At 71.1% G+C, this 11,976-nt stretch carries 12 protein-coding genes; 4 read left to right on the top strand and 8 right to left on the bottom strand.

All coding sequences use genetic code 11. From position 1 onward, the window contains the following. Positions 1 to 226: 226 nt before the first annotated feature. On the top strand, positions 227 to 601 hold the full coding sequence (locus ACFYYF_RS37775) for a metalloregulator ArsR/SmtB family transcription factor (RefSeq protein ID WP_361693889.1): 375 nt from the start codon (positions 227 to 229) through the stop codon (positions 599 to 601). A 160-nt stretch (positions 602 to 761) separates the two neighbouring features. Here ACFYYF_RS37775 and ACFYYF_RS37780 read toward each other — a convergent pair whose 3' ends face one another. After that, positions 762 to 1,544, bottom strand: coding sequence for an aquaporin (locus tag ACFYYF_RS37780; RefSeq protein WP_388783109.1), 783 nt, complete (start codon positions 1,542 to 1,544; stop codon positions 762 to 764). Between the two features lie 37 nt (positions 1,545 to 1,581). Then, on the bottom strand, positions 1,582 to 1,890 hold the full coding sequence (locus ACFYYF_RS37785; RefSeq protein WP_361693883.1) for a metalloregulator ArsR/SmtB family transcription factor: 309 nt from the start codon (positions 1,888 to 1,890) through the stop codon (positions 1,582 to 1,584). A gap of 101 nt (positions 1,891 to 1,991) precedes the next feature. Between ACFYYF_RS37785 and ACFYYF_RS37790 the strand changes: the two genes are divergently transcribed. Further along, positions 1,992 to 2,405, top strand: coding sequence for an arsenate reductase ArsC (locus ACFYYF_RS37790; protein WP_388783112.1), 414 nt, complete (start codon positions 1,992 to 1,994; stop codon positions 2,403 to 2,405). Positions 2,406 to 2,510: 105 nt separating this feature from the next. Here the strand turns inward: ACFYYF_RS37790 and ACFYYF_RS37795 are convergent, their stop codons facing one another. From ACFYYF_RS37795 to ACFYYF_RS37815, 5 genes are all read right to left on the bottom strand, one after another. Beyond that, positions 2,511 to 3,155: a hypothetical protein gene (locus ACFYYF_RS37795; RefSeq protein WP_365488726.1), complete on the bottom strand. Its 645-nt coding sequence runs from the start codon at positions 3,153 to 3,155 to the stop codon at positions 2,511 to 2,513. 246 nt (positions 3,156 to 3,401) lie between these two features. Further along, positions 3,402 to 4,289, bottom strand: a complete 888-nt coding sequence (locus ACFYYF_RS37800) for an HAD family hydrolase (protein WP_388783115.1) — start codon at positions 4,287 to 4,289, stop codon at positions 3,402 to 3,404. A gap of 113 nt (positions 4,290 to 4,402) precedes the next feature. Next, the gene (locus tag ACFYYF_RS37805) at positions 4,403 to 5,413 is read right to left on the bottom strand and encodes a sigma-70 family RNA polymerase sigma factor (protein ID WP_388783118.1); all 1,011 of its coding nucleotides are present in this window, start codon (positions 5,411 to 5,413) and stop codon (positions 4,403 to 4,405) included. Positions 5,414 to 5,594: 181 nt separating this feature from the next. Then, positions 5,595 to 7,640 carry a cell wall-binding repeat-containing protein gene (locus ACFYYF_RS37810; RefSeq protein WP_388783121.1) on the bottom strand — a complete coding sequence of 682 codons (2,046 nt, stop codon included), beginning with the start codon at positions 7,638 to 7,640 and terminating at the stop codon, positions 5,595 to 5,597. A gap of 265 nt (positions 7,641 to 7,905) precedes the next feature. Next, positions 7,906 to 8,667: a phosphoglyceromutase gene (locus ACFYYF_RS37815; RefSeq protein WP_355841172.1), complete on the bottom strand. Its 762-nt coding sequence runs from the start codon at positions 8,665 to 8,667 to the stop codon at positions 7,906 to 7,908. Positions 8,668 to 8,862: 195 nt separating this feature from the next. Between ACFYYF_RS37815 and ACFYYF_RS37820 the strand changes: the two genes are divergently transcribed. After that, positions 8,863 to 10,176 (top strand): MDR family MFS transporter, encoded by a 1,314-nt coding sequence (locus ACFYYF_RS37820; RefSeq protein ID WP_388783124.1) that lies wholly within the window; start codon positions 8,863 to 8,865, stop codon positions 10,174 to 10,176. Positions 10,177 to 10,575: 399 nt separating this feature from the next. On the opposite strand, the gene ACFYYF_RS37825 is transcribed toward ACFYYF_RS37820, so the two are convergent. After that, positions 10,576 to 11,130, bottom strand: a complete 555-nt coding sequence (locus ACFYYF_RS37825) for a DUF2000 family protein (protein ID WP_388783127.1) — start codon at positions 11,128 to 11,130, stop codon at positions 10,576 to 10,578. Here ACFYYF_RS37825 and ACFYYF_RS37830 point away from each other — a divergent pair. Next, positions 11,129 to 11,920 (top strand): AraC family transcriptional regulator, encoded by a 792-nt coding sequence (locus ACFYYF_RS37830; RefSeq protein ID WP_388783130.1) that lies wholly within the window; start codon positions 11,129 to 11,131, stop codon positions 11,918 to 11,920. The two genes, ACFYYF_RS37825 and ACFYYF_RS37830, sit on opposite strands and share 2 nt — an antisense overlap. Positions 11,921 to 11,976 lie beyond the last annotated feature (56 nt).

The raw sequence follows: 11,976 nt of genomic DNA on the forward strand, positions 1-11,976 counted from the left end.
GGTGGGACCGGCTCCGATCACGACGACGGGCAGATCGGTGGTGACGGGCGCGTTCACGGTCGACTCCTCGCTGTTTCGACATCTGTCGATGGCTTACGTGGCCAGCTTGGCACCTGATTCGATGGACGTCAACATAGACATTCATCAATCCAGCGAGGCGGGGGAAGCGCCTGAGCGGGCAGTCTCGACCTCGCCAGGCTGGTTCGACGTGTGTCAACATAGATGCATGTCGAATACGGAACTGCTGCCGCTGCTGGAGTCCTCCGACCAGGCCGTGGAACCGTGCTGCCCACCGCTCACCGAGCGCCCGTTCACCGCCGAGGAGGCGGAGACGGCCGCGCGGATGTTCAAGGCACTCGGCGACCCGGTGCGGCTGCGGCTCTTCTCCGCCGTGGCCTCGCACGAGGGCGGCGAGGCCTGCGTGTGCGACATCTCCGACGTCGGCGTCTCCCAGCCGACGGTGTCCCACCATCTGAAGAAGCTCAAGGAAGCCGGCCTGCTCACCTCCGAGCGGCGCGGCACCTGGGTCTATTACCGGGTCGAGCCGTCCGTGCTGGCCGCGATGGGCAACCTGCTGGCCATCGCCCCGGCCGTGGCCTGACCAAGACCGGACCGGGAGGACGACGGACACGACCGTCGCGGGTCGCCTCGACCTGCGTCGCAGAGGTCGGACGGCGGACAGCCCGACGTCGTAGAAGACAAGACGGCGGACCGTCCGACCTCACAGACGTCAGGCAGTGGGCCGCCCGACCTCGCAGACGTCAGGCGGCGGGCTCCCCGGCCTCGCGTCGGCCGGGCATGAACACGAGCGCCACCAGGGCCAGCCCCACCACGGCGCCGATGATCTGCATGCCGATGAACCCGGGAAGCGAGCCGGGTGCGATACCGGCGAAGGTGTCGGTGAACGCGCGGCCGATCGTCACCGCCGGGTTGGCGAACGACGTCGACGAGGTGAACCAGTAGGCGGCGCCGATGTACGAGGCGACCGCGACGGGCGCGAAACGCGACCGGTCGGTGCGCGCCAGCCCGAAGACCAGCAGGATCAGTCCGGCCGTCGCCACGACCTCGCCCAGCAGCAGGTGCCGGGCGGAACGGTCGTGGGTGGACCATGCGACCAGCGGCGCACCGAACATGGCGTCGGCCAGGACGGCGCCCGCGATCGCACCGACGATCTGGGCGGGTACGTAGACCGCGGCCTCGCGCAGCGTGACTCCGGCGCCGCCGCGGCGGGCCGTGAACCACTCTGCCAGGGTGACGACCGGGTTGAAGTGCGCGCCGGAGACCGGGCCCAGCAGCAGGATGAGGACGCCGAGGCCCAGGACCGTCGCGGTGGAGTTGGCGAGCAGTTGCAGGCCGACGTCCTTGGTCAGTTCGGTGGCCTGGATGCCGGAACCGACCACGACGGTCACGAGGGCCGCGGTGCCGAGAAACTCGGCGGCGGCGCCGGCGGCCAGTGGCCTGCGCGGCGGGACGGCACCCGGGACGGACCGCGGCTCGGCTGCCGTTGCCGGCGACTGGGCGGCGGCTTCGTGCGCGACGCTCAAGAAGACTCCTTGGTGCGGCCACCGGGGCGGCGACCGGTCAGGGGCAGGACCGCTTGTTGCCGGCGGCTCTGCGGGCGGACTCGGCCAGGTCGGCGAACTGGCCGGCGAGGGAGGCGACGACGTCCGCGCGCAGCTTGTAGTAGGTGAACCGGCCGCACGGCTCCGTCTCGACGACCCCGGCCTCGCGCAGCACCTTCAGATGGTTCGAGAGGTTGGTCTGCCGCGCACCGGTCTCCTCCACGAGGTGGGTGGTACACAGCGTCTCCTGGGCGAGGAGGGTGACGATCCGGAGCCTGAGCGGGTCGGCCAGGACCCGGATCAGATCAGCGTCGACTGACGTCAGCATGCGCTGATACTGTCACATCAGTGGTGACTGATACCACCGGGTGCTGATGTCCGTGCCCGTCCGCAGCCGCCGTGAGTGCGCGAGACCAAGAGAGACCTCCGATGTCCGACAAGCCCTCCGTTCTCTTCGTCTGTGTCCACAACGCCGGCCGTTCCCAGATGGCCGCCGCGTGGCTGACCCATCTGGCCGGGGACCGCGTCGAGGTCCGCTCCGCAGGCTCCGCCCCTGGCGACCGGGTCAACCCCGCCGCCGTCGCGGCCATGGCCGAAGTCGGCATCGACATCTCCGCCGAGATCCCGAAGATGCTCACCGTGGACGCGGTCAAGGAGTCCGACGTCTGCATCACCATGGGCTGCGGTGACAGCTGCCCCGTCTTCCCCGGCAAGCGTTACCTCGACTGGCGGTTGGAGGACCCGGCCGGCCAGGGCGTCGAGGCCGTACGCCCGATCCGCGACGAGATCCGGAAGCTGGTCGAGGGCCTGATCGACGAGATCGCACCCGCGCCTCGGGCCTGAGCCTTCTCATGCCCGTCGCACACACGGCGGGCGCCACGGATACAGGCGGGCGCGACGGATACACGGCGGGCCGCCACGGATCAAGACGGCCGTGCGGCCGACCGGTCAGTTCGGGATGGGCCAGCTCTGCAGAAGCTTGCGGGCGGCTCCGCTGTTTCCGAGCTGGTAGACCGCGACGGCGGCCGGACGGACGGTGAAGGCGTCGAACGGCTCGGCCTCGATGGCGGTGAGGTCGTCGAGGGTGGCGAAGCCGACGGTGACGTGCGCGGTGTACCGGTCGGGACCGATCTGCGCGGGGACGTAGCCGTCGACCCAGTCGCGGGTGCTCTGGCTGATGTCCTCGCCCGGGTCGGTCACGAAGGCGTCGGCCGTGCCGCCGGACTCGGTGAACGGGGAGATCGCGGCCAGCAGCGCGGCCTGGAAGGCGAGGACCTGCGGGGCCGGTTTCAGAAGGATGACCGCGAGGCCCTGGCCAGGCACTCCCCAGTCGGCGTGTCTGATGGCGACGGCCTGGTAGGAGAGGGTGCTCGTGTCGGTCGCGGCCAGGGTCTGGTGGACGGCCTCGTAGGCGTCGTCCAGGGCGGCCGTGCGGACGTAGCGCTGCAGGGTGGTGATGTGCGGCTGGTGGCTGGCGTCCAGGGCGAAGCCGTCCGGGACGCTCTCGCGCATCCGGGCGTTCCAGGCGTGGGCGTGCCGCAGGGTCGCCTCGTCCGGGTTGACGAGCACGTCGACGGCGGTCAGGTCTTTCAACACGTCCTCCTGGTCGGAGCAGGGGCGTCCGGTCGTTCCGGTCGTTCCGGTTGGAGCGGGGTGGTCGGCTCACAGTGGCTGGAGCAGGGTGGTGCTGCCGTTCCGGTCGAAGCAAGGTGGTGCGGGCGTTCTGACCGGGGCGGGGTGGTGCTGGCGTTCTGGTCGCAGCAGAGTGGTGCGCGCGTTCCGGTCGGAGCAGGGTGTTGCGGGCGTTCTGGACGCAGCAAGGTGCTGGCGGCGTTCTGGTCAGAACAAGGTGGCCCAGTCGTTCTTCATGCTCACGACGGTCCAGCCGCGCTGCTCGGCCGTGGTGAGCGATTCCTCGGCGCCCTTGGTGTAGGCGTACTCGCGCTGCTCGTCGTCGTGGCGGACGAGCAGGGCGAACGCGGCGCTCTGGAGCATCTCGATGTCGACGTCGGCGTTGCCTCCCGCGAAGGCGGGCAGTCGGCCGGTGTGGGCGAAGATGTGCTCGGGTTTGCCCGGCCCCAGGTCCAGGCTGCCCAGGAGCTCGCGGGAGCGGACGATCCTGCCGCCGGTGTAGGCGTAGGCGGCCGCCGAACCGATGACGTTCTCCTTCAGGACTCCCCACGTGTCCTCTGCGAACACGCGCATGAAGTCGCGGCCGCCGCCCGAGCACACGAACACCCTGAAGCCGTTCGCCCGCAGGAGGTCGAACAGCTCAAGCATCGGCCGGTAGACCAGCTCCACGTACGGAACACCGAACCGCGGGTCCCGCACCGTCCTGGTCCACTCCCGCACCTGCGCGTCGAACTCCTCGGGTGTCGTGCCCGCCCACGACCGGGCGAACGCCTCCAGCAGGCTCGCCACCGTCTCCGGTTCCTGTGTCGCCAGGCCCTCGAAGAACGCCTGGTTCCGCTGCACGAGTGACTTGTACGGCTGCCGCTCCGCGAGCGAGGGGTCGGCCTTCACCTCCTCCTCCCAGGTGCGGAACACGAAGTCGAACTGCGGCGGCATCGGCTGTTCGACCCACAGCGTGCCGTCGTTGTCGAACGTGGCGATCCGGTCGGCAGGCTCGACGAACGCGGGCCCCGGTGTCGTCGCCCGCTGGACGTAGTCCAGGATCGCCTGCCTGGCCGGGCCCTCGTTCCAGCTCGCCAGCGCCTGCTCGTTCACGGGCCACTCCTCGGCTCGGCGGTCGCGTCGTCCCCGTACGGCGACTCAAGGGTGTTCACGGATCCATGGTCACCGCGAACGGCGGCGGGCGCTGTTCGGGCCGAGGGCTCTCCTCATCGGCTCGGAAGGGAGCGGGGCAGCCCGAACCAGGGGAGCACGCTGTTGTCGAATCGGGTCATGGCGCAGATCCGGTCGCCGGTGAGCGTCAGGACGTAGAGACCCACCCCGTGGCTGATGCCGTCGGGCGTGCGCAGGTAGGCCCCGAACGCCGGCTGGCCGTTGGCCCGCGACGGGACGAGGTCGAACCTGCGGCCGGCGTCGAACAGGCCGGCACAGAAGCGGGCCACGAGGTCCCGTCCCTGGTACTCGAAGGGCATCGGCGGCATCGACATGAACACGTCGTCGGTCAGAAGGGCCACCAGCGCGTCGACGTCTGCGGACTCCCACGCCCGGACGAACCTCCCCACGATCGCGTCCTCGGCCGGTGAGCCCGCGGTGGGAGGCGGTTGGTGCCCGGCGTCCGACGCTCGATCGCGTCGCAGGCCGGCCCGGGCCCGTTTGAGGGCGCTGTTGACCGAGTCGACGGTCGCGTCCAGGATGTCGGCCACTTCGCTCGCCTTGAACCCCAGTACGTCGCGCAGGACGAGGACGGCGAGCTGGCGGGGCGGCAGGGCCTGAAGCGCGGTGACGAAGGCCAGCGAGATGGACTCGGTGCGCTCATAGCGGGCTTCCGGGCCGAGCGGCGCCTCGGCAGCGTCCTCCAGGAGGGTGCCGGGAAACGGCTGCAGCCATACGATCTCGCCGAGCCGGGTCGGCTCGGGCGGTTCGACTCCGGGCACGTTCCACTCCTTGGCCGGGCGCCGGGCGGCCGCGCGGCGCGCGTCGAGACACCGATGCGTGGCGATCCGGTAGAGCCAGGTGCGCACCGAGGCGCGCCCCTCGAAGGCTCCGAGGCTCTGCCAGGCGGCGAGCAGGGTGTTCTGGAGGGCGTCCTCGGCGTCCTCGAGGGATCCGAGCATGCGGTAGCAGTGCACCTGGAGCTCTCGGAGGTGCGGCTCGGTCAGCTCCCTGAAGGCGTCACCGTCCCCGGCCCGCGCCCTGTCGATCAGATCGGCTGCCGCCATCGTCACCGTCTCCTTCTTCCGCGCCCTGCCGCTTCTTCCGAGCCTTGCCACTTCTTCCAGGCCCTGCCGCTCTTCGATTCTTTTCATCCTGTACAGGCGTGGGGGGGGGGGGGGGGGGGGGGGGGGGGGGGGGGGGGGGGGGGGCGCCCCCCCGCCCCCCCCCCCCCCCCGCCCAGCCGCACTACTGGTGCTGGACCGTCTTGAGCGAGTCCAGGTGGGGGTCCGCGCCGGTCGGGCCGGTGCGGGCGACCGTGGCGGGCTGCCCGCCGTTGGTGCGGGCCGCGTAGGTGCTCTGCCGGGAAGCCGTCGGGACGGCGCCGTCGTAGTACGGGTAGTACACGAACTGGCTCGCGCTCGCGCTGATCGCGGCACCCGCGGTGTCCAGCGCGGCCTTGGCGACCGAACCGGTGCCGCCGAACGCGATCACCGAGTTCGTGCTCGCCGACTCGCGCAGCAGGTAGCTCTTGACCTCGCTGGAGAGGCTGTCCTTGGCGGTCCACAGGACGGGGCCGAAGACGTTCATGGCCGCACCCGCGGAGACCCCGCCGCGCCAGGAGTTGCTGTAGGCGAGCGCCGCCGTGCTCGGCGCGGTCCACCAGAACTTGGCGACGGCGACCGAGGTGGCCTCGTTCGTCGAGCCCGTGATCGGGTAGTAGCTGTACGTCGACGGCCAGTTGGAGAAGTACGTGTGCGTCAGCGCGTACTTCGCCGAGGACCCCACCGTGATGATCATGGTGTTCTTCGGGTTCAGGCTGTTCAGGTACGACTTCACCGACGAGGTCAGCGAGTTGCCGTTGTTGAGCACGACGCTGCCCGCGCTGCTCGTGCCGTCGGCGCCGGCGGCGGAGGCGGCCGTGAGCGCCGAGTGGTAGTCGGTGCCGGTGGCCAGGAAGACGTACTTCGGGGTGCTCGTCACCGACTTGGCGACGGCGACCGAGGTGGCGTAACGGTCGGTGCCGGACAGCCGCTTCGGGGTGAAGCCGAGTGAGGTGACCTGCGAGGAGACCGTGCTGGTGAGGATCGACGTGCCACCGATGAGGTAGACGTTCGAGCCCGGCTTCAGGGTGCGCTTCAGCTCGTTCTTGACCGCGGTCGTCAGGCCGCTCTTGGTGGTGCCGAGGACCGGGCCGTGCTTCTTGCCCGCCAAGGCGGGCGCGGTGAGCGAGTACGCCGAGTCGTCCCGGTTGATCAGGACGGCGGCCTTGGCGTCCATCAGGCCCGGGACCTTGGTGCCGCCGTAGGTGTTCCACGTCCAGCGCGAGGAGGCGATGTTGCTGGCGTAGACGTCGGAGCCCCAGACACGGCCCCCGGAGTTCTTGCGCAGCGGCTGCACACTCGGGTTGCTGCCCAACGGCGTGCCGGGGACCGCGGTCGTCGTGCCGGTGGCCACGTCGACGTACTCCGTGGTGTGCACGTCGGAGCTGTCGCCGGAGGTGTGGACGTCGGCGATGATCCGGGTGCCGGTCGGCGACCAGGACGGGTTCGCGTAGCCGCGGCCGTCGGTGGTGATCTGCTTGACGTCGGTGCCGTCGGCGTTCGCGGTGAAGAGCCGGCTGAGCCCGCCGCCGACGTTGCGGACGAAGGCGAGCTTGGTGCCGTCCGGGGAGAACGCGGGCTGCGCGGCGTCGGCGAGGACGCGCTTGACCGTGCTCGCGGACGAGTCGTAGACCCAGACGCCGTCGTTGTCGTAGCAGCCGTAGTTGATGCGGCGGGAGAAGGCCATCAGGCCGTTCGGGCTGACCGTCGGGTCCTCGTCGCAGACGGTGGACGGCTCCTGGGCGGCCGACAGCAGGGGCTTGGGGGCCCACGAGGCGTCGGAGGGGCCGTAGACGAGCTGACCGCCGGTGGAGTAGACGACGTACCGGCCGCCCCACCAGAAGGCGATGTCCTTCTGCTCGGCGCTGGAGCGCACGCCCGCCGCCCAGGGCAGGCTGAAGCGCGAGCTGCCGTCGGGCCGTTCGCTGGCGAGCTGGCCCCATTCGGAGACGATGCGGCTGCCGTCCGGCGACCAGGCCGCGTAGCTCCCCATGTGAGTGCCCACCTGGGTGGCTTTTCCGGTGGCCGGATCGACCAGCGTCGGGCCGTCGGTGAGGATCTTGCCCTCGGTGCCTGGCCAGGGCCCGGCGTCGTCCGCGACGGCGCCCGGAGCACTCGCCAAGGTGCCCACCGCGGCAAGCGCCGCCGCGGTCGCGAGCGCCGCGGCACGGCGGCGCGTGAACAGTCTCAAGTTGTCGACCCCCCATGGATCACGAAAACAGGCCCCGCACAGGGGCTGAGCAACTGTAGATCCCACCCGAGACGCATGGGAACAGAGTTTCGGGGGAAGAAGACTCGGTCTCCCACGCGGCCGCACGCCCCACCCCTGCTGATCGCCCTCGTCATCCGCGTTCACCGCCGACGCCATCACAGCAGACGGTCCAGAGCCGTCCCATCCCACCAAAAAGCCCCCGCCCTGCCAGGAAACAGCAGGTCGGGGGCTCGCTGGTGGGGCGTTACTTCTTCTTGCCCTGGTTCTTGACCGCCTCGATCGCCGCCGCCGCCGCGTCGGGGTCGAGGTAGGTGCCGCCCGGGTTGAGGGGCTTGAAGTCGGCGTCCAGCTCGTAGGAGAGGGGGATGCCGGTGGGGATGTTCAGGCCCGCGATGTCGGCGTCGGAGATGCCGTCGAGGTGCTTGACCAGGGCGCGCAGCGAGTTGCCGTGGGCCGCGACCAGGACCGTACGGCCGGTCAGCAGGTCCGGGACGATGCCGTCGAACCAGTACGGGAGCATGCGGACGACGACGTCCTTCAGGCACTCCGTCTGGGGGCGCAGCTCGGGCGGCAGGGCCGCGTAGCGCGCGTCGTCGAACTGGGAGTACTCGGAGTCGCGGTCCAGCGCCGGCGGCGGGGTGTCGTACGAGCGGCGCCACAGCATGAACTGCTCCTCGCCGAACTCGGCGAGCGTCTGGGCCTTGTCCTTGCCCTGGAGCGCACCGTAGTGACGCTCGTTCAGGCGCCAGCTCCGGTGGACCGGGATCCAGTGGCGGTCCGCGGACTCCAGGGCGAGCTGGGCGGTGCGGATCGCGCGCTTCTGGAGCGAGGTGTGGACGACGTCGGGCAGCAGGCCGGCGTCCTTGAGCAGCTCACCGCCGCGGACTGCCTCCTTCTCGCCCTTCTCGTTGAGGTTGACGTCCACCCAACCGGTGAACAGATTCTTCGCGTTCCATTCGCTCTCGCCGTGGCGGAGGAGGATCAGCTTGTACGGTGCGTCGGCCATGGCTCCGAGCGTAATCGAACCCCGCGGGCGCTCGCTCCCTAGGCCATCAGTCGGACAGGGGAGCCCCCGGACGGCCGCCTCACACCCGCTCCGACGCCCTTCAGTTGACGGCATCTGTTAATTGAGTGGCTCTCCGAGGCCGGCGGCTCGTAAGTTGTGCCCACCGCCAGAGCCGCTTACATCCGTGGGGGACCCATGCCAGCCGCCGTCATGAGACGTGCCGTCCGAGAGACCGTCTCAGGGCTCCCCCGCGAGTTCTGGTGGCTGTGGACGAGCACGCTCATCAACCGGCTCGGGGCGTTCGTCGCCACCTTCATGGCCCTGTACCTGACCCTCGACCGCGGCTACTCCGCCTCGTACGCGGGCCTGGTCGCCTCCCTGCACGGCCTCGGCGGCGTCGTCTCCTCGCTCGTCGCCGGTGTCATGACCGACCGGTTCGGGCGGCGCCCCACGCTGCTCGTCGCGCAGGTGTCGACGGCCGCGTCGGTCGCCCTGCTCGGCTTCATGCACGACCCGGTGGCCATCGCCGCAGTCGCGTTCCTGGTCGGCATGGCCAGCAACGCCTCCCGGCCGGCCGTGCAGGCGATGATGGCCGACATCGTCCGCCCCGAGGACCGCGTCCGCGCCTTCACGCTCAACTACTGGGCCATCAACCTCGGTTTCGCCGTCTCCTCGATGGCCGCCGGCTTCATCGCCGAGTTCAGCTACCTCGCGGGCTTCCTCATCGAGGCGGCCCTGACCCTCGTCTGCGCGCTCGTCGTCTTCGCGAAGCTCCCGGAGTCCAGGCCCGTACAGGCCGCCAAGGAGACGGAGGCCGCGGTCGGGCTCGGCACGGTGCTGCGCGACGGACGGTTCATGAGCGTGGTCGGGCTGTCGTTCCTCGTCGCCCTCGTCTTCCAGCAGGGCTCCGTCGGACTGCCGGTCGCCATGGGCCGGGCCGGTTTCACCCCGGCCGACTACGGCACCGCGATCGCCGTCAACGGCTTCATGATCGTCGTGCTCCAGATCCCCGTCGGCCGTTTCATCGAGCACCGGGACCCCAAGTGGCTGCTGGTGATCTCGTCGCTGCTCGCGGGCTACGGGTTCGGGCTCACCGCCTTCGCCGGGTCGGTCGGGGTCTTCATGCTCACCGTCTGCGTGTGGACCCTCGCCGAGATCGTCAACGCCCCGACGCAGACCGGTCTCGTCGTCCGCCTCTCCCCCGTCCACGGCCGCGGCCGCTACCAGGGCATGTACACCCTGTCCTGGGCGCTCGCCTCGCTCATCGCCCCGGTGATGTCCGGCCTCGTCATCGACCGCTTCGGCGCGGCCTGGCTCTGGGGACTGTGCGCGGTGGTCGGCACGGCGGCGGGCCTCGGGTACGGGCTGCTCATGCGACGCCTCCCGGCGGAGGAATCGGTACGGGAGTCCTCGCGGGGAGCGGCCGGCGCCGGTGCCGGTACCGCCACGGGGTCCACCGCGACGGACACGCCCGCCGGGGCGCCCCGCACCGAGGTCACCCGGGCTTGACGGGCCCCGGGCCCGAAGGGTCTCCGTGCCGGGCATCCCGGCCGGAAGACTCCGGTCCGAGGCTCCCCGGGTCCGGGGAACCCGACCGGGCTTGACGAACCCCGGGCCCGAAAGGTCTCCCGGCCGGGCATCCGGGCCGGAAACCTCGGGTCCGAGGTTCCCCGGGTCCGGGGAACCCGGCCGGGCTTGACGGACCCCGGGCCCGAAGGGTCTCCGGGCCGGGTATCCCGGCCCGGAAAACTCCGGTCCGAGGCGCCCCGGGTCCGGGGAGCCCGCCGGAGGCTCCGGCGCCCTCTGCCGGTCCGGGACCCCCGGACCGGCAGAGGGCCCGGCCGGAGGCACAGGTGCCCGAGAACCCCGGACCACGGGAACCCCGGCCCGACGCCCCCGGGGCACACCTCACGGATGCATCCGCGCCCCCTTCACCACCTTGTCCACCCCGTTCCGCGGCCCGTACACCGCGAGTCCCACCAGGTCCAGAGCGCCGGTCGGCACGGCTCGTACGGCCGCACGGTTGTCCCGGTCGTTGCCCGTGCCGAAGAGGTCCGAGGTGAAGACCGCTCGCGGCAGCGCCCGGGACAGTGCGCGGCCATGGGCGGCGGTCAGCGTCTCCTTCGAGGCTTCGAGGACCAGCACCGGCTGCCGGAACATCGGCAGGTAGGAGACCCCGTCGGCGTCCTCGTACGGCTCCCCGATCACCTCGGGGACGGTCGTCCCGAGGCCGCTGACGAGGAAGGCGGTCACGTTGAGCCGCTGCCAGGGCTCCAGATCGTCCCGCAGGACGACGGTGATCTTGGTGTCGAAGCGTACGGGCGCGGCACCCGGAAGGCTCACATCGCTCGTGCCGGGCGTACCGCCCGCATCGCTCGCGCCGGACGGGTTCGTGTCGGTCTCGCTGCTCATGCGAGAAGACTGCCGACCCGCCCGCTCCGTCGTCTTGTACGTTCTTTGCATGGCCCCTCGGCGCGAGACCTCCGCGTGGCGGCCCGGCGTCCCGGGCGTCGTCGAGGTCTTCCACGCGCACTACACCGAGTACGCGTACCCGATGCACGTGCACGAGGCCTGGACCCTGCTGATCGTCGACGACGGCGCCGTCCGCTACGACCTCGACCGGCACGAGCACGGCACCCCGCGCGACACGGTGACGCTGCTGCCGCCGCACATCCCGCACAACGGCGCGCCCGCCACCGCGCACGGTTTCCGCAAGCGGGTCCTCTACCTCGACGGCTCACGCCTCGCCGACGACCTCATCGGACCCGCCGTGGACGGCCCCGATCTCGCCGATCCCGTCCTGCGGACCCGGGTCGCCCAGGTGCACACGGCGCTCGCCCGGCCCGGGGACGAACTGGAGGCCGACAGCCGGCTGACGCTGATCGCGGACCGGCTGCGCGGACTGCTCCTGCCCCGGCCGGCGCCGGAACTCAGGGCCGCCGACCGGCCGCTCGCCCGCCGGCTGCGCGAACTCCTCGACGAGCGGGTGGTGGAGGGCATCGCCCTCGACGAGGCGGCGCGGCTCGTGCACGCCCACCCGGCGCACCTGGTCCGGGCGTTCAGCGGCGCGTTCGGCATCGCGCCGCACCAGTACCTGATGTCCCGCCGCGTGGACCGGGCCCGCAGCCTGCTCCTCGACGGACGGCCCGCGGGCGAGGTGGCCGCCCTGACCGGCTTCTACGACCAGTCCCATCTCACCCGTCACTTCCGGCGGCTGGTGGGGGTGACCCCGGGACGGTACGCGCGGTCGTGAGTCGGAACGGTACGCGCGGCCGTGAGCCGGGGGCGTGCGGGCGGGAGCCGGTCCGC

The sequence above is a fragment of the Streptomyces sp. NPDC001914 genome, from assembly GCF_042891215.1.
In the GTDB taxonomy this organism is placed as follows: domain Bacteria; phylum Actinomycetota; class Actinomycetes; order Streptomycetales; family Streptomycetaceae; genus Streptomyces.

Excerpts from the sequence above, each read along its gene's own strand:
- ACFYYF_RS37775 (WP_361693889.1), top strand. The coding sequence starts at position 227 with ATGTCGAATACGGAACTGCTGCCGCTGCTGGAGTCCTCCGACCAGGCC.
- ACFYYF_RS37785 (WP_361693883.1), bottom strand. The coding sequence starts at position 1,890 with ATGCTGACGTCAGTCGACGCTGATCTGATCCGGGTCCTGGCCGACCCG.
- ACFYYF_RS37790 (WP_388783112.1), top strand. The coding sequence starts at position 1,992 with ATGTCCGACAAGCCCTCCGTTCTCTTCGTCTGTGTCCACAACGCCGGC.
- ACFYYF_RS37805 (WP_388783118.1), bottom strand. The coding sequence starts at position 5,413 with ATGGCGGCAGCCGATCTGATCGACAGGGCGCGGGCCGGGGACGGTGAC.
- ACFYYF_RS37815 (WP_355841172.1), bottom strand. The coding sequence starts at position 8,667 with ATGGCCGACGCACCGTACAAGCTGATCCTCCTCCGCCACGGCGAGAGC.
- ACFYYF_RS37820 (WP_388783124.1), top strand. The coding sequence starts at position 8,863 with ATGCCAGCCGCCGTCATGAGACGTGCCGTCCGAGAGACCGTCTCAGGG.
- ACFYYF_RS37830 (WP_388783130.1), top strand. The coding sequence starts at position 11,129 with ATGGCCCCTCGGCGCGAGACCTCCGCGTGGCGGCCCGGCGTCCCGGGC.
- ACFYYF_RS37825 (WP_388783127.1), bottom strand. The coding sequence starts at position 11,130 with ATGCAAAGAACGTACAAGACGACGGAGCGGGCGGGTCGGCAGTCTTCT.